The organism is Vibrio sp. 1641, from assembly GCF_033339995.1.
Lineage (GTDB): Bacteria > Pseudomonadota > Gammaproteobacteria > Enterobacterales > Vibrionaceae > Vibrio > Vibrio alginolyticus.
In genome coordinates this window covers 741589-761095 of record NZ_JAWOVP010000001.1, presented here as the reverse complement: position 1 = coordinate 761095, position 19507 = coordinate 741589, and the positions used below count along the sequence as shown (strand labels likewise).

Sequence of the window (19507 nt, the reverse complement as noted above, 5' to 3'; positions counted from 1 at the left end):
ACAAGGAAGTCATTATGGCCATTATCAAAAGTAAAACTAAGCCAACTGACGAGTTATTTCTTTCCAATAAAGCCGTGATGGAAACGTTGGTCACTCAACTTAATCAACACATCGAGACCATCAAACAGGGCGGCGGTGAAAAAGCCATTGAGCACCAGAGGCAAAAAGGAAAACTCCCCGCACGAGAACGCATCGCGCGCTTGCTTGATGACAACACTGACTTTCTTGAAATCAGCCAGTTTGCCGCCTGGCAAGTGTATGACGAAGCGATCCCCTGCGCTGGTGTTATCGCCGGCATTGGTATCATAGAGGGGATTCAATGCATGGTCATCGCCAACGATGCTTCGGTAAAAGGCGGAACCTACTACCCACTCTCGGTAAAAAAACACCTAAGAGCGCAAGAGATTGCCCAACGTTGCCAACTCCCCTGCGTGTACTTGGTGGACTCCGGTGGCGCAAATCTCCCTCATCAGTCCGACGTCTTCCCCGACAAAGAACACTTTGGTCGCATTTTCTTTAACCAAGCGAGAATGTCAGCGAAAGGCATTCCCCAAGTTGCTGTTGTGATGGGGCTTTGCACTGCTGGGGGCGCGTACGTTCCTGCCATGGCGGATGTCTCCATTATGGTTAAAGAGCAAGGCACCATTTTTTTGGCGGGGCCACCTTTGGTGAAAGCGGCCACTGGCGAAGTCGTGACGGGTGAAGAGCTCGGCGGTGCAGACGTGCATTGTCGAAAATCTGGTGTCGCAGATTATTACGCTGAAAATGATGAACATGCCCTAATGCTTGCGAGAGAAGCCATTGCCAATGCCAATAGAACAAGACCTGTTAAGCCAGAAAACACCGTGCTTCCTCCCCGCTACGACGCAGAAGAAATCTACGGAATCGTGAATGCCAACTTACGACTGTCATTCGACGTTCGAGAAATTATTGCCCGCATCGTCGATGATTCTGATTTCGACGAATTCAAATCCTTGTACGGCAGAACGCTAGTGTGTGGCTTCGCTCGTATTCAAGGACACTTGATTGGTATTGTGGCAAACAACGGTATCTTGTTTTCTGAATCGGCACAAAAAGGCGCGCACTTTATTGAGCTGTGCGCCAAACGGAAAATACCGCTTCTCTTTCTCCAAAACATTACCGGCTTTATGGTCGGAAAAAAGGTTGAAGAAGAAGGCATCGCAAAACATGGCGCCAAGTTAGTGATGGCCGTCGCTTGTGCTGACGTGCCGAAGTTTACCGTGATCATCGGTGGATCGTACGGCGCTGGTAATTACGGCATGTGCGGCCGAGCGTATGATCCAACCATGATGTGGATGTGGCCGAACGCGCGTATTTCTGTGATGGGCGGAGAACAAGCAGCAGGCGTTTTAACACAAGTTCGAAAAGACGCGAAGGAACGTCAGGGGGAAGCGTGGTCAGAGCAAGAAGAGCACATTTTTAGAGAATCGATCATAGACTTGTATGAAACACAAGGACATCCCTATTTTGCGAGTGCTCGGCTATGGGATGACGGAATTATTGACCCTAAAAAAACGCGTCAGGTGTTGAGTCAAGCGTTAACGGCAGCATTAAATGCCCCCATTCCTGATAGCGAGTTTGGCGTCTTCAGAATGTAAACATCCAAAGATGAATTAAGGAAGTTAGTATGCAGGAAATGCAACCAAGCATTATTCCCAACGCCCAAAGGCAAGATGATGTTCTTTGGCATGTCGATGATAATGGCGTAGCGACCATTACCCTAAACAGAACAGCCAAACACAATGCTTTTGACGCTTGTACGATCGACTTGCTGATCCACCGCCTAGATTATCTCGCTTTACGAACGGATGTGCGGTGCTTGGTATTAAGAAGTAACGGTAAGCATTTTTCATCCGGGGCCGATTTGAATTGGATGCAGTCGATGGCCGAAAGCACGAGGCAAGATAACTTCGTTGATGCCCAAAACTTGGCAAGACTCATGGAAACATTAGATTCGTTCCCTCAACCCACCATCGCAGTTGTTCAAGGTTCCGCTTATGGTGGCGCTTTGGGGTTGATTTGTTGTAGTGATATCGCCATCGCAAGCCAAAGTGCCAACTTTTGCTTAAGTGAAGTTAGGCTTGGTTTAGTTCCAGCAACCATTGCGCCTTACGTCATGCGCGCGATGGGGAATAGACAAGCTAGACGCTATATCTTAAGTGGTGAAGTCATTTCAGCCGAAGATGCCGAACGGTTTGGTATTGTGCACGAAGTGAAAGAAGCCAAACAGCTTGAAAATGCGGTCGATAGCGTAATCAAGACGTTGCTACTTAATAGCCCAGATGCGATGCGTAAAGCGAAAACGCTCTGCCATCAATGTCATCAAAACCCCATCGATCAACAACTGATTCACTATACTAGCAAGCTCATTGCGGACATTAGAGTATCGCCACAAGGCCAAGATGGCTTGCAAGCGTTTCTTGAAAAACGAAGCCCAAGTTGGGTAACCAAATCACAGGACAAGTAATGCTGCCTTCCAAAGTAAATATTGTCGAAGTAGGTCCACGAGATGGGTTGCAAAATGAATCTCCTGTTGCGACCCAGACTAAAATCCGGTTGATCAACTTACTCTCTGATACTGGGCTAACGCATATTGAGGCGGGCTCTTTTGTTTCGCCCAAATGGGTGCCACAAATGGCGGACTCAACAGAGGTCATGAAAGCAATAACAAGGCGAAATCATGTTACTTATTCTGCCCTGACACCAAACCTAAAAGGCTTCGAACAAGCCTTGGAGGCTGGTGCCAATCAGGTCGCAATTTTCACTTCATCATCAGAAGGATTCTGCCAACACAATATCAATTGCTCGATTGCAGAAAGTTTAACTCGCTTCGAGCCTGTAATGCGATTAGCCACCAAACACAGCATCCCTGTTCGAGGTTATCTATCCTGCGTTGCAGATTGCCCTTACGACGGTCCAACAGCCCCTAAACAGGTGGCGAGCGTGACCAAATCGCTCATCGATTTAGGGTGTTATGAGGTGTCTCTAGGTGACACAATCGGTACAGGCACGCCAAACCGTATCGCTGCTATGCTAGAAGCCGTCATGTTGGTTGCACCTCTTCCCCAGCTTGCTGTCCATTTCCACGATACATGGGGACAAGCGCTCGCCAATATTCATCAAGCATTGAGTATGGGCATCAATACCATCGACAGCAGTGTAGCTGGGCTGGGTGGATGCCCATACGCTCATGGCGCATCAGGAAATGTCGCAACGGAGGATGTACTATATTTATGCCAAGGGTTAGGAATAGAAACGGGGATCGACTTAGAGCTACTGGCTAGAGCTGGCTGGATGATCAGCGAAGAGCTGGGTCGGCAGCCTACATCAAAAGTGTCATTAGCATTGCGTAACCGCGTATTATCACTTTCGTAGAAGGCCATCCGGCACCTCAAATTCTCCCAACCCAAGTTAATTTGCTCTACTTTCGAGTAGGGAAGCGAAACCGCCCGCCAGTACGATAAATAATTAGAGAAAATAAGATAAGCACACAACCTACTAGTTTATTTGCCGTTAGCACTTCGCCATACCACAGCACGCTCAGAATAACCGTCCAAACTGGTTCTAATATCATAATTAGAGCAGCGTTACCTGCCTGAACAAATTTTTGCCCCATGGTTTGCATTACGTAACGCAAGCTCGTCGCTAATAAGGTACTCAACGCAAACCACCACCAAATAGAGGAGTCCACCTCAGCCGGGAAAGATTCCATAAAAAATGAAACCAACAAACCTAAGCAACCTGCTGAAAAAAGTTGCACGCAAGTAAGCAGCAGCACAGGTAGTTTTTGAGAGTATTTGCTGTTCACATTAAAATGAAGCGCCAAAACCAGTGCTGCACCAAGAAACCACAATTGACTGGCCGATTGTTTCCAGCCACCAACTAAAGAAAGACAAGCAAGACCTAATACAGCGATAGGCAAAGAAAGCCAGAAAATTCGTTGTGGTCGTTGACGAAACATAACCCATGCAACAATCGGCACAAACAGCATGGAAAGGCTCATGATAAATGCGCCTTCCCCAAGAGTATCACTGATAGAAATGGCGTAAATCCATGTCATAACGGCACTGCCTAACAGGAGCCCGACACCACCAGCAGAAAGCGCATCTTTTAAGTTTGCTTTCAGCAAAGGTCGGTAACATAGAGGCAGTAAGCAGAGCGAAGCGATAGTAAATCGCGCCCCAATAAAGCCAAAAGGTGGTAAACCCTGTATTGTTTCCTTAGAGAATATCCAGCCAAGTGCCGCGATCATCGTCGTCGCAACCAGAACAACCGTCGCTTTGCGTTCTGAGTTAAACATAAGTACTCACAAAATATGGAACACACAATAGCGCAGCAAGAGAGTTTTACTGCGCTATTGTCTAAATTTGAAAGGGGTTTGTGTCGAGCGAAAAAGTGAAAGCCCGATCCTCTCCTGTATTGTTGTCACGCAGATTGAAGTTCTGCTGCTAGATACATTAAATGCAGGCAAAGTCTTAAGGCAAGCCTTTTCGCATACTAAATTACTTTAGCATTCTATACAGCAAACAAACTGGCTAAAACCTGTACCGGGTGTCGAACTACCTCCCCTTCAAAACGCTTAACTTGACTGCGGCAGGAGTAGTATTGCGACTTCAGCTCTCCTCAATACAGGTTGAATAAGGCGAATTGCTTTTTACCCATCGCCCCTACAATGAAAACTTATTGATTAACTACAATGAGCGGTTAAATTGCTCCACAGCCTCTACGACACGGCTAGCGCCATCTTGTATTTCGTTCATCACATTCCCCGCTTTTTCTGAAAGTTCTAGCGTATCTAGTGCTTCTTTTTGACATTTGGCGATCAGCTTAACTGCGTTATCTGTTCGCTGTAGGTTTTCACTTACCATTGTGACAATTTCATCGGTGGTTGCATTGGTTCTTGTAGCAAGCTGTCTGACTTCATCAGCAACAACGGCAAAACCTCTACCATGCTCACCCGCACGAGCCGCTTCTATCGCCGCATTTAACGCCAATAAGTTAGTTTGGTCAGCGATACCACTGATGCTATTTACCAACTCGCTAATACGCGATGAGTGCGCTTTAAGCTCGTCAATCGCGGTGTTCGCTTGCTGCATTTGCTCGGAAAGTATCTGCATCTTTTCTAACGTTGAGCCTATAACCTCTTGCCCTTGCAGGGTTTGTGTTCCAGTTTCTTGGGAGATTTCGTTCGCCAATTGCGCAGCCTGGGCCATTTTCTGTTCCTGCATCACCTGCTGGGTAATATCTGTCGCGAACTTAACGACCTTGTAGAGCTCTCCTCTGTCGTTATGGATAGGGTTATATGAAGCCTCTAACCACACCTCTTCACCATAACGGTTAACTCGTTTGAATCGCTCTGATGAAAATTGCCCTTTTGCTAAACGTTGCCAAAACTCACGGTAAGCTTGAGAGCTCGACTCTTCCTGATCACAAAACATGCGATGATGCTTCCCTAGAATCTGATCAAGCGTATAACCCATTGTGTTTAGGAAATTATCGTTGGCTTTTAAAACATGGCCATCTAATGTGAACTCAATTACCGCCATAGAACGACTTAATGCATTTAGCATGTCCTCTTGCTCACGAGATGATTTGATCGTTCGCGTAAGTTCAGAAGCAAAAACAAAAAAGCTTTCTACTTCTCTGCGCTCATTTAAAACAGGCTGGATAATCGTTCTTAACCAGGCTTCCTCACCATTACCTTTCCGTACTTGCAATGCCCCATTCCAGAACACTTTATCTTGGACGGCTTTCTTCATTCGATGAAAGTGGTCTGTATTGCGCGAATTTGACGGTACCAATTCAGTAATTGATTTCGTTAAGATCTCATCATCATGTAAGAAAAGTTCTTGCTGTAGTTTGGTATTTGCAGAAGTAATGAGGCCTTTACTATCCAATGTTAAGCGGATCATCTCTTCATCTAAACTGGTTTGGATTTGCTGCAGGATTTGCAACTCCTGCTTTAATCGTTGATTTTCTTGTTGAAGCGACTTATTAAAAAACATGACTTTCTCTCATTTGACCGACCTTCGGATTAGTCAAAGGTTTATTATTTGTATACCGAATAAACTGCAAGCGGCAAAATCGTTTGGTTGCATATTCAAACGCGATTTCTATTTCTTATCAAAGGACCCCGCTGGGAATACGGCGATTTTTTCTCCAGTGTAACCTAAGCGCAGTATACTGAAATTTCTTCAGCACCCAAGTTGTTTATATATTTATCAATATTAAAGCTCTTTATCGCCAATTTGAGGTTTGTATTTGTGGATATACTTATATGGAGAAGTGGTGTGTTCAGATCAATAAGCCTTTTCATTTAAAAAAAGGGCCTTGACTTAGTTCCAATAATTTTCGCCGTTTTACCGCTTTTCCACCCGACTTTTGAGCGATTACCCACTCCTTATTCGCTTGTATTTCTATTAATAGCGCACGGAGGAACCAATAACAGCACACCGACCAACAAGCTTTTGGACATAAACGCGTTAGCATAGTCCCTCTAAAACGCTTATGTCAGATTAGAAAAAGTATCTTGAATCACCCAAGGAGAACCATCGAGGTAAGGTCATCACCAGAAAAGATCGCACAATCTACTTATATGGAGGCACCGGGTTTGTTCAACAATAGGATTAAGCGCTGGCTTCGCAGCGCTTAATCCTTGTTTGCTTACTTTTACTTCTGAACCTCCAACCCGTTGCTAGGTGTCAGTCAAACTACCCAAATAGGTATTTTGGCAGAGCTAACGTCAAAGATGGAAAAACATTCACCAGCACCAACACAATCAGCAATGGTGGAATGAAGAATGCCGTGTACTTGGCCACATCCGTGACGCTGGTGTTAGATACACCACTGAGTACGTACAACACCGTTCCAAATGGTGGCGTAAGTGTGCCTATAATCAGGTTAAGAACGATGATAATTCCTAACTGCACTGGATCCATACCAAAGCCTAACACCATGATTGGATAGATAATTGGTACTAACAGGTTGATTGCTGCTACGGTTTCCAAGAACAAGCCAACCGTCAATAACAATAAGTTTAAAAAGAGAAGTACCATCCAAAAAGAGTCTACACCGCCCAATACAAATTCTGACATGGTTTGAGGTATCTGCTTAGTGGTCAGTATCCAAGCAAACAGGGTAGCTGACGCAATGATCATTAGTACCTGGCCTGATGTTTTCGTAGAAACTACAATGCACTCAACAAAGGACTTAAACGAAAACTCGCCGTAGAAAATTGTTAAACACAAGGCATACAGACAAGCGATCGCAGCGGACTCTGTTGGACTGAAGGCTCCGGTAAATATCCCACCGAGAATAATGAATGGTGTCATCAATGATGGGAACGCCCTTCTTAAGGCTTGCCAAATTTCACTCCTACTTGCCTTCCTTTCATTCGGACACTTCAAGCTATCAGAAAATACATAGATCATAACCATCAACGACAAAGCCATCATAAGCCCAGGCACAACACCTGCGGCAAATAACTTCTCAATTGATTGTGACGCAACGATCGCATAGATGATTATGGACATGCTAGGAGGAATTATAGGACCAATGATTGATGAAGCAGCAGTGACCCCAATACTCACCTTTTCACCGTAGCCGCTTGACCGCATTGCCTTAATCGTAGTTGCGCCAAGACCTCCCGCATCTGCAACGGCGGCTCCAGACATACCAGAGAATATAACGCTAGAGAATACATTCACATGAGCCAGACCACCTTTAATATGGCGCACACAAACAGAGGCAAACTCAAAGATCCGTGCGGTAATACCGCCAGTATTCATTAGATTTCCAGCTAAGATAAAAAAAGGTATGGCGATAAATGTAAATGAATTTACCCCTGAAACCATGCGTTGCAGCGCGGTGGTTTCCGATAACATTGGATCAGTAAGTACAATGGCCAAACTTGCGAAAGTAACACTGAACGCAACCGGCACCCCCAAAACAACTAAGACCAATAAGGTAATGAACCCAATCAACATGCGTCTTTTTCCTTATATAAGTTAATCAATGAAGTAACAACAATGAGCGCACCGGTGATCGGAATTACGGCATAGAGATATGATTGGCTTACTTCCAGTGATGGACTTGAAAAAAATCTCATTTTGTAAGCAAATTCATAACCATAGTAGGAGAGAAAGACTCCGACACAGATAGTCGACAGGTATCGGATTGCATTTAGCGCTAGATAGACTCTGCGATTCCCTCCCCTTAGAACCCTCCTCCACACGTTATCGATGGCGATGTGCTGCCCACGAAGGAAGAGTGATACTCCTGTTATGAAGGTCACCCAAACAAGGAGGTATCGACAGAGTTCAATTGCCCACTCGAATGAAACTTGAAAGACCTCTCTTGCCACAATATTCACTGACATAACCAAAAACAAGATCAGGAACAAGAACGCACAAAAGTATTCATCAAATCTATTTAGCAAATGCATCATTTACCCTCGCAGGCCAATTAAAGTTGCTGGATTATCGTGTACAAATCACCGTACTTCTTCCAATATCCTGCGTAGTCATCAGACATTGATTTTGTCTTTGCCTGAAACGCTTCACGGTCTGTTTGCGTAACTTTGACACCCTGACTCTTCATGAATGTTAAAGCCTCGTTATCTGCTTTAACGACTTTGTTTGCTGTGTCTTGTGCTGAGCGCTCGAATTCATCTAGTACAACTTGACGGTCATCCGCGCTTAACGCTGCTAGCGACGCGTCGTTAACTGCAAAGTGCACGGCAGTAATAACATGTCCAGTAAGACTCAACTCGTTACCCACTTCATAGAACTTCATTGTCTGAATTGATCCTAGAGGGTTTTCTAGGCCATCGACCATGTTTTGACGCATAGCAAGATACGCCTCTGTGTATGGTACCGGTGTTGGTTTGCTCCCCATCGCTTTCGCATAAGCAACAGTGATAGATTGCTCTGGCACTCGAAGTTTAAAAGAGTTCATGTCTTCAGGAGACGTCACTGGTTTGCTGCCAATTACGTGTCGTACGCCCCATGAACTCGAACCTAGCAAGTGAACATTGAACTGATCCTTAAAGTCATCGAACATCTGTTGGGCAATATCACTTGCGAAGAAGCGCATTAGGTGATCGGTATCTTTGAAGATATATGGCATTTCAGTTATCACCATGGGCTTAAATACATTTCCCAACTGACCTGAGCTGATTTCAGCGATGTCAACACCACCAGTAATTACTTGCTCGAGCAATTCCTGCTCTGAACCCAACGTACCATTCGAGAAGATCTCAATTTTCACACGGTCATCAGTTTTACTGGCAATTCTATCGGCTATCTCTACCGCGCTGTCATGCCATGGATGCGATGAATCATAGATATGACCTAACTTAAGAACTGTCTGAGCAGTACTTGTGAATGGAACAGCTAACAAGAGCGTTAACCCTATTGATTTCAGTCGTTTGAAATGACGCATACCCTTCTCCTTGTAATATTTCTTTTACTCCCCAACTTCGCATCACAACTTTTTCACTCATGACAACGAAACTAAAGACCACTCCACTGAATACCTATTCAGAAGAGTCGATAAGTTAGTAAATAAAAAGAAAAACAACTGTGATCGCCTTCAAACAACAATTAATTAACATTATAGCAACCAATTTTGTACGAATAGATCACATTTATGAGGGTGAACGGTATCCTTTCTACTCCTTAATCGGTTATCTATTGAATACGTATACAGTGCATTAATCTTAAATATTGCGCTCAGGTTAGGTACATAACAAGGTGAATAGGTAGAACAGTATGATCAATTACTTAAAGAACGGTATTGACGTTGAAGTAGCGAAAAACAATGACGAAAGTGTACGCACAACGGTGGAAAATATTCTTTCACGAATAGAAAGTGAGGGTGACACTGTCATAAAAGAGCTCTCAGAGAAGTTTGATAACTGGAGCCCAGAGCAATTTCGATTGACTGATGAGCAAATCAAAGCGTGTGTCGATGCCCTGACAGAACAAGAAAAAGAAGATATCGAGTTTGCTCAGGCACAAGTTCGTCGTTTTGCCGAAATACAAAGAAACTCTCTTAAAGACGTAGAAGAAGAAACCTTGCCTGGCGTGTTTCTTGGGCACAAACACATTCCTGTAAACAGCGCCGGTTGCTATATTCCAGGTGGAAAATATCCACTTGTCGCTTCAGCACACATGAGTGTACTGACGGCTAAAGTAGCTGGCGTACAACGTGTAATCGCATGTGCTCCTCCTTTTAACGGGAAGCCGAACACGTACGTCGTAGCGGCAATGGCAATGGCGGGAGCAGATGAAATATATTGCATGGGCGGAGTACAAGCTGTGGGTGCAATGGCCATTGGTACGGAAACCATTGCTCCAGTTGATATTATTGTAGGTCCGGGCAACGCTTTTGTCGCAGAAGCCAAGAGACAACTCTTTGGTCGTGTTGGAATTGATCTGTTTGCCGGTCCAACAGAGACAGTAGTCATTGCTGATGAGATTGGATGCGATCCTGAACTCGCTGCTGCAGATTTACTTGGCCAAGCAGAACACGGCTACAATTCCCCGTCAATTTTATTAACAAACTCGCAGGAGTTTGCAGAAGAAACCATCCAAGAAATCGAAAGGCAACTCAAAGTCCTTCCTACAGCTGAAATTGCGTCAAAGGCATGGGCTGATTATGGGCAGGTTATAGTCTGCGATACATATGAAGAGATGGTACAAGTTGCGGATGAACTGGCTTTCGAGCATGTTCAGGTAATGACGAAAGATCCAAAGTATTTCCTCGATAACATGACGAACTTTGGTGCCCTATTCCTAGGCAAAGAAACCAACGTGTCATACGGTGATAAGGTCATTGGTACTAACCACACACTGCCTACAAACAAGGCAGCTCGATATACAGGCGGGTTGTGGGTCGGTAAGTTCATCAAAACGTGCACATACCAACGTGTAAGTGAAGCAGCCTCACTCAAAGTTGGCGAGTATTGCTCGCGCCTTTGTGCTCTAGAAGGTTTTGCGGGGCATAAAGAGCAAGCGGACATTCGAGTTCGCCGATACAAAGCGACTGAAGAGCAGGTGTAAGCTCCACATAGGTTCACCTTCATTAAGTGACATGTATAAACAGTGAAGACTTAGTTCAATACTGAGTTACCAAATAAGAACGTTGCGCATTGTTGTCGTCTATGCGCAACGCTTATACTATCGTGGAGCTAATTGAAAAATAGAAAATCGATGATGGAAAGAAACAGAAAAGCTAACTCCAAGGATGTCGCAAAACTAGCAGGAGTCTCTCAGGCATCGGTATCCCGAGCTTTTACACCAGGGAGCCAAATATCAAAGGCTAATAAAGAAAAAATACTCGAGGCTGCCAAACAACTTAACTATGTACCAAATGCGATGGCCAGAGCGTTAATTTCAAGTCATTCAAACTGCATTGCTATAGTTCAGCCAGTATCCAAGAACCCTTACTTTTACGCCAAAGTACTACAGAAGTTGCTTGAACTCTTGCAAGCAGAAAACCAACGTGTTGTTCTTTTTAGCCAAGACGATAAAAATGTTGACGACATTCTACCTCTCATAGATCAATACCAAGTAGACGGTGTCATTATGGCCAGTGCTACGGTAGATGCAAAACTCATTAATCAATATGCTAATCGCGGCATCGAGTTTAGTTTCATTAATCGTTCAGTACCTAATGTCTATGCCAGCTCTGTTTGCACTGATAATTATCAATCCACAAAAGACCTGATCACTTACCTAGATTCAAAAGGACACAAACGATTTGCATGTATTGCAGGTAATAAAAATGCATCAACAACGATCAGCCGAGTCGAAGGTTATCTCTCACGTATCGAAGAACTAGAGCTTGAGAACATAGGCGTATTGTATGATGACTTTTCTGTAGATTCAGGTTACCACAGCCTGTTATCTCTACTCGAAAATTCCGACAAAAGACCAGACGTTGTGATGTGCGGGAATGACGAAGTGGCGATTGGTGTAATTAATGCAATCAAGGAGCACACTGAACTCAACATCCCTGACGATATTGCAGTGACTGGGTTTGATGATATCGAGGCCGCCAAATGGTTTCCATACAGTCTCACTACCATCGAGCAGCCCATAAATCAGCTTTGTGAAGTCACCGTGTCAGATCTTCTAGAAAGAATTCGTTCCCCAGACAAACAACCCATCAATATGTCGATAAAAGGGGCGCTTATCAAAAGAAAATCTGCGTGATTGGATTTTCCGACGCTCAAAAAAAACCACCGGCATAGCAGGTGGTTTTTCATATGCGCCTGCAAGGCTTTCTTGCTAGCCGCTCCCTAACAGGCGCTCAGTGATCTGACATTTATATATGACTATCGCTTGCGGCCCTTAAGCGGGCCACCTAGATATGGGGTCGACAACTGGTCTCCCATTTTATCCAGCTCTAGTTGGTGCATAATGTAGCCTTGGATCTTGCTGGTGTTTTTGCCCACCGCATCAACATAGTACCCTCGACACCAAAACTACCGATTTCTATATTTGAACTTCAAGTCCCCCAAACTGATCACAAAGCATCAAGCTACTTTTTCCTTTTAGCGATTAGTTTTAGTAGGTCAAATAGCTATCCAGTAAAATGAGTCGCACTGCACTCTAAACAAGGATTGGGGCAAAGATAAGTTTGGCAGAGAAAGCCCAAGCTTAGTCTTCAGGCTTTATATCAAAACTCATAAAATGAAGCTTTGGATGCCTAAAACAACCCTAACTCACTTCAATTGCTGCCCGCACTAACACTTTTGTTTTGTATCGTAACTGATTTGCTTACTGACGTTCTTTAGTTGCACCCCTGCCTTATTAAATGCCTTTTGAATAGTTGTGGAAACATGCTGGCGGCCCTCTCCTTCAAAAAAGTTAGCTCGATCTTGCTTCGTTTCGAATACGCAAACTATTTCTAAACTTTGTGGAAAAGAAGAGAATTTGACGGTATGAGTCACCCAAAGAAAGCCATCGTAGCCTTTTAGCTTATCTTCACAAACTTCGGTCAACACTTCTCTAATTAGATTCTCGACCTTCTTATCTGATTTGCGCATAAATTAAACTTCATTCCTATCTAACGCCTTTAATTAGGTTTCAGTGTACATTGTCTTAAACAGTATTTGGCAGTGGTATTTAGTCAATAGCCTGTAGATGAGGTTATTCGCACGAAGATTTACCGACCTACTCGCTTCGAACTACATCTTACGCTGTTAAAAATAAGCGCTTTGCAACTCTACAAAACGCTTCTAACTTATTAGATTATTTTAAGTGTGTTTCAAGGAATGCAGAAACCTTGTCCATTGCAATGCCGACTGCTTCTGGATGGTCATACAGTTCATAGTGAGACCAGTTTCCCAAATTAACCAGCTGTCGGTCTTTTGATTGAACAGAGCGGCCATAAATTTCCTGCCCATCACGATAAGCACCAAACGCCCCGACTTTTTGCCCTACCACGGCCATAACAGGCTGAGTCAATAACGTTTCGGCAAATGCAAAGGCATCCCAACTCAGTGTTTTCTGTGCATGTGAAAACAGCATACGAGTTGCACCACCTTCGGTTTGTCCACGTGGCGTTTTATAGTATTCGGTCGCTTCGAACACGTCTCGTTCTGTTAACCCATTTTCTTTTGCAAATTCAACACTTGGAGGAAGAAGCTCATTAATTTGCAGCTCTGAGCCGCGAGCTTCGGCTGTTCGCTGTGCAGCCATAGCTTCAAGATTGGCGATAGGGTCGTACATACTAAAGCCTTCACGGAACAAGCGGCCTAAGTTGACAGGCGTAATACCTACGACAGCTTTCAAGCGCTTTTCGGTTAGGGCTGAATTGATGATGTAACCACCACCGCCGCAGATACCGAGTCCACCAATTCTATTCTCATCGACATAAGGTAAAGTCACTGCATAGTCGATAACGCGACTGATATCTTCAACACGTTGACTTGGATCTTCTACGTAGCGAGGTAATCCCCCCGATTCTCCCTGGAAGCTCGCATCAAATGCGATCACAACATACCCTAATTCAGCAAGAGCTTTACCATAGACAGTGCTGGATGTTTGTTCTTTACAACTACCAAAAGGATGAACGCTTATCATCGTTGGGTAGCGTTTCGATTCATTGAAACCTTCTGGGAATAAAATTAATGCAGTCATTTCCCAAGCCATATCAGCATTTCTGAAAGTGATTTTTTGCATGTTCATAATCAATACCTTAAGAGTAAAAATCCTTGTGAGTAGAAAGCCTTGAGCGCAGAAAGGCTCAATGCAACGAGCCTTTCATCGCGGAATATTAAAGAGTGCGTTGGAAGAAAGAAGCGAGTTGGAATACTGCGTCATCGACGTATTCGGCAACATCATAAAGCGACATATGGTTTGCGCCATCAATGACATACATAGCTTTATCTGTACTCGCTGCGCGATCTATCAAGTCATCACTCATCCATTTGCTGCCTGCGTCACTACCAACGACGGCAAGAATTGGCTGTGTTAGGAATGCTTCCGCTTTGTGGTACGCATCGTAAGTAATGATCTGATTTAAGTTGCGGGTTAGAGCAAAACCCGGTGCATTCGGATGTTCACAACGTGGTGTGTGGTAATACTCCCATGCTTCTCGCAGTTCTGCGTTTGGTGCGTCTTCTTCACGCATCGGAGCTAGAGGAATGATTGCGTAGTCAGAGCCATTAGCGTCAGTTGTGCGCGCATTTGAGCCAAACTCTAAGTAACCAACGGCATCAGCATCGTTAACCGAATTATCCCAACCATTACGGAACATTTGACCGATATTTACTGCGCTAACCATACCTAAAGCTTTAATACGGCGGTCATTAATAGCAGCGTTTGCGCTGTAACCCGCACCAGCACAAATACCCATCGCGCCAATTTTGTCGTTATCGACATACTCTAATGTTGTTAGATAGTCGACGACTGCACTCACGTCTTCTGTGCTTGTATAAGGGTTTTCCATTTGACGAGGTAAACCCGTACTTTCACCTTGGTATGAACGGTCAAAAGCGATGGCAATTAAGCCGTTTTCCGCAAGTTTACTCGCGTATAGACCTGCGGTTTGCTCTTTCACGCCGCCACCTGGGTGCGAAACAACAACGGCTGCATACTGTTTATTTGCATCAAAATCTTTAGGGAAGTTGATAACCGCTGAAATCTCAATACCTTGGCCATTTAGATTTTTGAAAGTGACTTTAGACATAGCGACATTCTCCATTAGAGGTTAACTGTTCATCTCAGGCTGACCTAAGCTTCGAGGTAATATTAGTCAACAGACTGTTTCGGATAAATATCGTTTTACCTACATGACTGTTTAGTTATACTTAACAAATGCGAATAGAACCTTCTTTACTTTCATCACTGACATGGTTTGCACATATTGCTCGCCATCGCAGTTTCACTAAAGCGGCCTCAGAAATGGGGATAACCCGTGCGGCCTTATCACAGCACCTAAAAGGGTTGGAACAACAGCTACAAGTTCGATTAATTAATCGAACAACCAGAAGCATGTCGTTAACGGAAGAAGGCCAACGTCTGCTTGATATTTTGCAGCCGTCGTTGACTAGCATTGAACAGGTCGTTAACGAATTGAACGAATCCCACCTTGAGCCTTCTGGATTAATTCGTATAAGTGTTTCGAGAACCGCAGCTAGACTGCTTATTGAACCTCACCTTGGCGAGTTCCTCACTCGTTACCCCAAAATACGCTTAGAGTTAATCATGGATGATGGATTCTCTAACATCGTTGCAGAAGGTGTTGATGCGGGCATTCGCTTAGGAATAAGCTTGGATGAACATATGGTCGCGGTTCCTATTACCCCGCCGTTAACAACGGCAATAGTGGGCTCTCCTGAATACTTTGAGCGAAATGGACTACCTCAGACTCCTGATGATTTAGAAGATCACAATTGCCTTGCTTATCGTTTTACCTCTAGCGGTACAATCGACCATTGGTCGCTAACCTCTCCTGATATCGAAAAGCACACCGTCGTTTTCGAGCCTAAAGGCAATGCGATTTTTAATGATGACTACAGTATGTTACAGGCCGCAATACAGGGTGTGGGTTTAGTGAAGCACATTGATTTGTGGGTGGAAAAGCACATAAGTGAAGGAAGGCTAACCCGAGTTCTTGCACCTTGGTGTAAAGAGTTTCCGGGGTTTTATTTATACATACCTTCACGAGAGCACATGCCTAAAAAAATACGCGTTTTGATGGATTTTTTGATCGAAAAGCGCGAACTTCTGAAACCCAAAGAGTAATTATCAAATTGCTTTAAATAAAAAAGCGAGCACGAGGCTCGCTTTTAACTTTCTGTTTTCGTTATATATTACAATAGCTCAACCGATTGTTTAGCTATCACAAATTCCTCGTTAGTAGGAATAACAAGAGCTTTGGCACCGAGCAACTCAGATGTTGCAATAACACCTGCGTTACCAAATCTTGCGTCTTCGTTACCTTTCTCATCTTCAACAAAACCTAACAGTTTTAGGTTTTTCAAGATTTCACGACGAATTGGTAGTGAGTTTTCACCAATACCACCAGTGAAGATGATGCCGTCTAATGAATCCAGAGCCGCGAGGTAGGAAGTAATGTATTTCGCAACGCGGTAAGTGAAGATCTCAAATGCCAACTTCGCACGTGAATTCCCCGCTTCCATTGCTTCTAGTACGCCACGAGCATCACTTGTCACACCAGATACACCTAAGAAACCTGACTTCTTGTTCATCATCTCGAACACTTCGTCTTTTTCCCAGCCTTTACGGAAAAGGAACTCGATAACACTTGGATCAAGGTCACCACAGCGAGTGCCCATCATTAGGCCAGCTAACGGCGTCAAACCCATACTTGTATCAACACATTCGCCATTTTTAACCGCACTCACTGATGCACCGTTACCTAAGTGCACAGTGATAAAGCTGCTTTCTTCAACCGGCTTATCTAGCATTTTCGCTGCTTCACGGCTTACGTAGTAGTGGCTTGTGCCATGAGCACCGTAACGACGCACTTTATGCTCTTCGTAAAGCTCGTAAGGAAGTGCGTACATAAAGGCTTTGGCTGGCATTGTTTGGTGGAAAGCAGTGTCGAATACAGCAAATTGAGGCAGTGAAGGGAACGCCGCCATTGCCGCTCTCATGCCTTCAGCGTTCGCTTTGTTATGAAGTGGTGCAAGTTCAGCAAGGCGCTCTACTTCTTGAATAACTGTTTCATCAACTTTCACAGTTCCTTTAAAGGTTTCACCGCCTGCGACAATGCGATGGCCTACAGCGACAAATTTTGAGCTCAAACCTAGAGTTTCGAGTAGTTTTACCACTCGCTCAACAGCGTACTGATGATGGTTACCGCCAGCTGGAATTGCTTCAACGGTTTTTTCTCCCTGATATTTCCAACTGATTTCAGCTTCAGGTAGGCCAAAACACTCACCAATACCTGATACCAAAGCTTCACCGGTTTCAGAATCAATAACAGCAAATTTTAATGAAGAGCTACCAGAGTTGATCACCAGTACAAACGAATTAGACATGAAATAGTTATCCTGTTGTAGAGCAGAGGTTGTAATAGCGCTTGTGCGCTGCGTACTTCTTGTTTGCCCCTCTATTATTCAATAATTTTTTAATCTTTCAACAATCTTTTAGTAAAAGCGATTTGATTGAACAAATTTTGTTGATCTGTAGCAAGTTTTGATTTTATTTGAAGGCTAAAAAATATCACTTGTTAAACATAATTTATGAATAGGTCAATTTGTACAAAGTCAGATATATAAGCTACGTTGTTTATTGGGTGAACAAAAATAACAAACCAATCAATAAATCGGGGTAATAATGTGCCCACTATTGCATTTCTATTAGTGATCTTAGGTTTGATTTTGCTCTGCTGGGGATGGCAGATGACAAAAAACATCTGCTCGAAAACTGACGTAACCGGGTGGACTTTCCTATTATTGTTAATCAGCTGTTTCATTTTTGCTTATGCCGTTTTTTTGCACGCCATCATGCAAAAACCTATTGCTTCTCTCTTAGAAACGGGGGTTTCTCTTATACTTTTTGGCGGCAGTATCTTTGTCGTGCTGGTGATTAAGTGGAGCAACGATTCGATATTAGAGCTTCATACTGTTGCTGAAAGAGAGAAGCGCAATGCCGTCCATGACGCTCTTACTGGGCTCCCTAATCGTAAATACTGTTTTGAGTCTATCGAAGGCAGAATACAATCTAGAGACCCATTCTCGGTGATCCTTTTTGACGTGGTTAATTTTAAACAAGTCAACGATGCAATGGGTCACTTTTGTGGAGACCAGTTACTTATCCAAATTGGTCAACGCCTTCAGGGGAAACTGAAAGGCAATGACCAGATATTCCGCGTTGGTGGTGATGAATTTGTCATCCTGACATCTTCTGCATGCGAGGAAACGGGTAGAAAACTCATAGAAGAACTAGATTCTGCAATGTCTGAACGCTTTCATTTAGATGAGTTTCAAGTTTCCTGCCGCGTTGTTTTCGGTATAAGCACCTACCCATATGACGCCCTAACCAATGATCTTTTGATCAAGCACGCAGATATCGCTATGTATCACGCCAAGCGTAATGGCAATCTTTTTGCGTTTTATAATGAGGATATGAACGTCGGGGCTAAGTACCAACTTGAGATATCTTCTCGTATTCAATGTGCGCTTGAAAAAGAAGAGTTTCAGTTGTATTACCAACCGTTGATTGATGCACACACTAACTTAGCTGTCGGTTTTGAAGCAGTGATTCGTTGGCATGACGAAAATGGTAAAACGATCTCACCCAACGACTTCATTCCTATCGCAGAGCGTAGCAATCAGGTGCACAACATTACCATGTGGGTTCTTAACCAAGTAGAAAGGGATCTGCAAACATTTATAGAGAAAGGCATTAAGCTTCCTGTCCACGTAAACTTATCAGCGAAAGATCTCTCATCTAACTTGCTGTTTAATCGCTTAGAAACTTTGCTCAAAGTAAACCCGCAATTCGCTGACCTAATAAGTTTAGAGATCACTGAAACGATGGCGATCGATAGGGTCGTTGAGCTCAACCCCTTAATTCATCAAATTAAAGGATTAGGTATAAAGATCAGCTTGGATGATTTTGGCACTGGGTATTCATCTTTGTCACTGTTAAGAGATCTTCCGGTTGATCAAATTAAAATCGACCGCTCATTTCTCTCCACAGCAAGCCGCACAGAAGGCTCCCGCTCTATCGTTGAGAACACGATTGCGCTAGCACATGGATTAGGGTATTCGGTCGTAGCAGAAGGCGTTCAAGACATGGACACACTGCATTTTTTGAGAAGTCGAGGCTGTGACATCATTCAGGGTTACTTGTTCTGTCCTGCCCTGCCCTTAGACGAAGTAATAAGTTGGGTAAACAAACACGATGAAAAGCAAAACCGTATTAGACGCGCATAAAAAAGCCGAGCGCTTTGCTCGGCTTTCAATTCTTTTTGTAGCGACTTAAACCGTCGCTTTAAT

At 43.9% G+C, this 19507-nt stretch carries 15 protein-coding genes and 3 pseudogenes; 7 read left to right on the top strand and 11 right to left on the bottom strand.

Annotated features, from left to right (window positions below; genetic code table 11):
* Nucleotides 1–14: 14 nt before the first annotated feature.
* The 3 genes from R7Z47_RS03355 to R7Z47_RS03345 are packed head-to-tail and all read left to right on the top strand — an operon-like array spanning nt 15 to nt 3396.
* Entirely contained in the window at nt 15–1619 is a 1605-nt protein-coding gene (locus R7Z47_RS03355; protein WP_213912002.1) for a carboxyl transferase domain-containing protein, read from the top strand.
* Nucleotides 1620–1648: 29 nt separating this feature from the next.
* Entirely contained in the window at nt 1649–2488 is an 840-nt protein-coding gene (locus R7Z47_RS03350; RefSeq protein WP_064354630.1) for an enoyl-CoA hydratase-related protein, read from the top strand.
* On the top strand, nt 2488–3396 hold the full coding sequence (locus tag R7Z47_RS03345; RefSeq protein WP_213912013.1) for a hydroxymethylglutaryl-CoA lyase: 909 nt from the start codon (nt 2488–2490) through the stop codon (nt 3394–3396). Before R7Z47_RS03350 ends, R7Z47_RS03345 begins: the two co-directional genes overlap by 1 nt.
* Nucleotides 3397–3442: 46 nt before the next feature.
* Here R7Z47_RS03345 and R7Z47_RS03340 read toward each other — a convergent pair whose 3' ends face one another.
* The 6 genes and pseudogenes from R7Z47_RS03340 to dctP all read right to left on the bottom strand — a co-directional run bounded on the left by R7Z47_RS03340 (nt 3443) and on the right by dctP (nt 9462).
* A complete protein-coding gene (locus R7Z47_RS03340; RefSeq protein WP_213885994.1) occupies nt 3443–4321 on the bottom strand; it encodes a DMT family transporter in 879 nt (292 codons plus the stop codon).
* 391 nt (nt 4322–4712) lie between these two features.
* Nucleotides 4713–5066: pseudogene (locus R7Z47_RS27150) on the bottom strand (methyl-accepting chemotaxis protein); the annotation flags it as partial.
* Nucleotides 5067–5246: 180 nt separating this feature from the next.
* Nucleotides 5247–5933, bottom strand: a pseudogene (locus R7Z47_RS27145) (PAS domain-containing protein); the annotation flags it as partial.
* A gap of 798 nt (nt 5934–6731) precedes the next feature.
* Entirely contained in the window at nt 6732–8006 is a 1275-nt protein-coding gene (locus R7Z47_RS03330) for a TRAP transporter large permease (RefSeq protein ID WP_130545546.1), read from the bottom strand.
* Nucleotides 8000–8398: a TRAP transporter small permease gene (locus R7Z47_RS27140; RefSeq protein ID WP_369426530.1), complete on the bottom strand. Its 399-nt coding sequence runs from the start codon at nt 8396–8398 to the stop codon at nt 8000–8002. The genes R7Z47_RS03330 and R7Z47_RS27140 overlap by 7 nt, the downstream gene beginning before the upstream one ends.
* 86 nt (nt 8399–8484) lie before the next feature.
* On the bottom strand, nt 8485–9462 hold the full coding sequence (gene dctP / locus R7Z47_RS03325) for a TRAP transporter substrate-binding protein DctP (protein ID WP_130545544.1): 978 nt from the start codon (nt 9460–9462) through the stop codon (nt 8485–8487).
* 329 nt (nt 9463–9791) lie between these two features.
* Here dctP and hisD point away from each other — a divergent pair, with 329 nt between their 5' ends.
* On the top strand, nt 9792–11084 hold the full coding sequence (gene hisD / locus R7Z47_RS03320) for a histidinol dehydrogenase (protein ID WP_130545543.1): 1293 nt from the start codon (nt 9792–9794) through the stop codon (nt 11082–11084).
* A 132-nt stretch (nt 11085–11216) separates the two neighbouring features.
* Nucleotides 11217–12239: a LacI family DNA-binding transcriptional regulator gene (locus R7Z47_RS03315; protein ID WP_130545542.1), complete on the top strand. Its 1023-nt coding sequence runs from the start codon at nt 11217–11219 to the stop codon at nt 12237–12239.
* A 122-nt stretch (nt 12240–12361) separates the two neighbouring features.
* Here the strand turns inward: R7Z47_RS03315 and R7Z47_RS03310 are convergent.
* From R7Z47_RS03310 to R7Z47_RS03295, 4 genes and pseudogenes are all read right to left on the bottom strand, one after another.
* Nucleotides 12362–12584: pseudogene (locus tag R7Z47_RS03310) on the bottom strand (transposase); the annotation flags it as partial.
* A gap of 188 nt (nt 12585–12772) precedes the next feature.
* On the bottom strand, nt 12773–13075 hold the full coding sequence (locus R7Z47_RS03305) for a Fis family transcriptional regulator (protein ID WP_213885993.1): 303 nt from the start codon (nt 13073–13075) through the stop codon (nt 12773–12775).
* Nucleotides 13076–13280: 205 nt separating this feature from the next.
* Nucleotides 13281–14219, bottom strand: a complete 939-nt coding sequence (locus tag R7Z47_RS03300) for an alpha/beta hydrolase (RefSeq protein WP_213885992.1) — start codon at nt 14217–14219, stop codon at nt 13281–13283.
* 88 nt (nt 14220–14307) lie between these two features.
* Nucleotides 14308–15222, bottom strand: a complete 915-nt coding sequence (locus R7Z47_RS03295; protein WP_213885991.1) for an alpha/beta hydrolase — start codon at nt 15220–15222, stop codon at nt 14308–14310.
* A gap of 128 nt (nt 15223–15350) precedes the next feature.
* Between R7Z47_RS03295 and R7Z47_RS03290 the strand changes: the two genes are divergently transcribed.
* Complete coding sequence (locus R7Z47_RS03290; RefSeq protein WP_213885990.1) at nt 15351–16280, top strand: LysR family transcriptional regulator; 930 nt, start codon at nt 15351–15353, stop codon at nt 16278–16280.
* A gap of 68 nt (nt 16281–16348) precedes the next feature.
* Here the strand turns inward: R7Z47_RS03290 and R7Z47_RS03285 are convergent, their stop codons facing one another.
* Nucleotides 16349–17542, bottom strand: a complete 1194-nt coding sequence (locus R7Z47_RS03285) for an acetate/propionate family kinase (protein ID WP_005386205.1) — start codon at nt 17540–17542, stop codon at nt 16349–16351.
* Between the two features lie 363 nt (nt 17543–17905).
* Here R7Z47_RS03285 and R7Z47_RS03280 point away from each other — a divergent pair, with 363 nt between their 5' ends.
* Nucleotides 17906–19444, top strand: coding sequence for a putative bifunctional diguanylate cyclase/phosphodiesterase (locus R7Z47_RS03280; RefSeq protein WP_213912003.1), 1539 nt, complete (start codon nt 17906–17908; stop codon nt 19442–19444).
* The last annotated feature ends 63 nt before the right edge of the window (nt 19445–19507 follow it).

Coding starts and splice junctions, on each gene's coding strand:
- R7Z47_RS03300 (WP_213885992.1), bottom strand. CDS start 14,219: ATGAACATGCAAAAAATCACTTTCAGAAATGCTGATATGGCTTGGGAA.
- R7Z47_RS03305 (WP_213885993.1), bottom strand. CDS start 13,075: ATGCGCAAATCAGATAAGAAGGTCGAGAATCTAATTAGAGAAGTGTTG.
- R7Z47_RS03355 (WP_213912002.1), top strand. CDS start 15: ATGGCCATTATCAAAAGTAAAACTAAGCCAACTGACGAGTTATTTCTT.
- R7Z47_RS03280 (WP_213912003.1), top strand. CDS start 17,906: ATGACAAAAAACATCTGCTCGAAAACTGACGTAACCGGGTGGACTTTC.
- dctP (WP_130545544.1), bottom strand. CDS start 9,462: ATGCGTCATTTCAAACGACTGAAATCAATAGGGTTAACGCTCTTGTTA.
- R7Z47_RS03285 (WP_005386205.1), bottom strand. CDS start 17,542: ATGTCTAATTCGTTTGTACTGGTGATCAACTCTGGTAGCTCTTCATTA.
- R7Z47_RS03340 (WP_213885994.1), bottom strand. CDS start 4,321: ATGTTTAACTCAGAACGCAAAGCGACGGTTGTTCTGGTTGCGACGACG.
- hisD (WP_130545543.1), top strand. CDS start 9,792: ATGATCAATTACTTAAAGAACGGTATTGACGTTGAAGTAGCGAAAAAC.
- R7Z47_RS03295 (WP_213885991.1), bottom strand. CDS start 15,222: ATGTCTAAAGTCACTTTCAAAAATCTAAATGGCCAAGGTATTGAGATT.
- R7Z47_RS03330 (WP_130545546.1), bottom strand. CDS start 8,006: ATGTTGATTGGGTTCATTACCTTATTGGTCTTAGTTGTTTTGGGGGTG.
- R7Z47_RS03350 (WP_064354630.1), top strand. CDS start 1,649: ATGCAGGAAATGCAACCAAGCATTATTCCCAACGCCCAAAGGCAAGAT.
- R7Z47_RS27140 (WP_369426530.1), bottom strand. CDS start 8,398: ATGTCAGTGAATATTGTGGCAAGAGAGGTCTTTCAAGTTTCATTCGAG.
- R7Z47_RS03290 (WP_213885990.1), top strand. CDS start 15,351: ATGCGAATAGAACCTTCTTTACTTTCATCACTGACATGGTTTGCACAT.
- R7Z47_RS03345 (WP_213912013.1), top strand. CDS start 2,488: ATGCTGCCTTCCAAAGTAAATATTGTCGAAGTAGGTCCACGAGATGGG.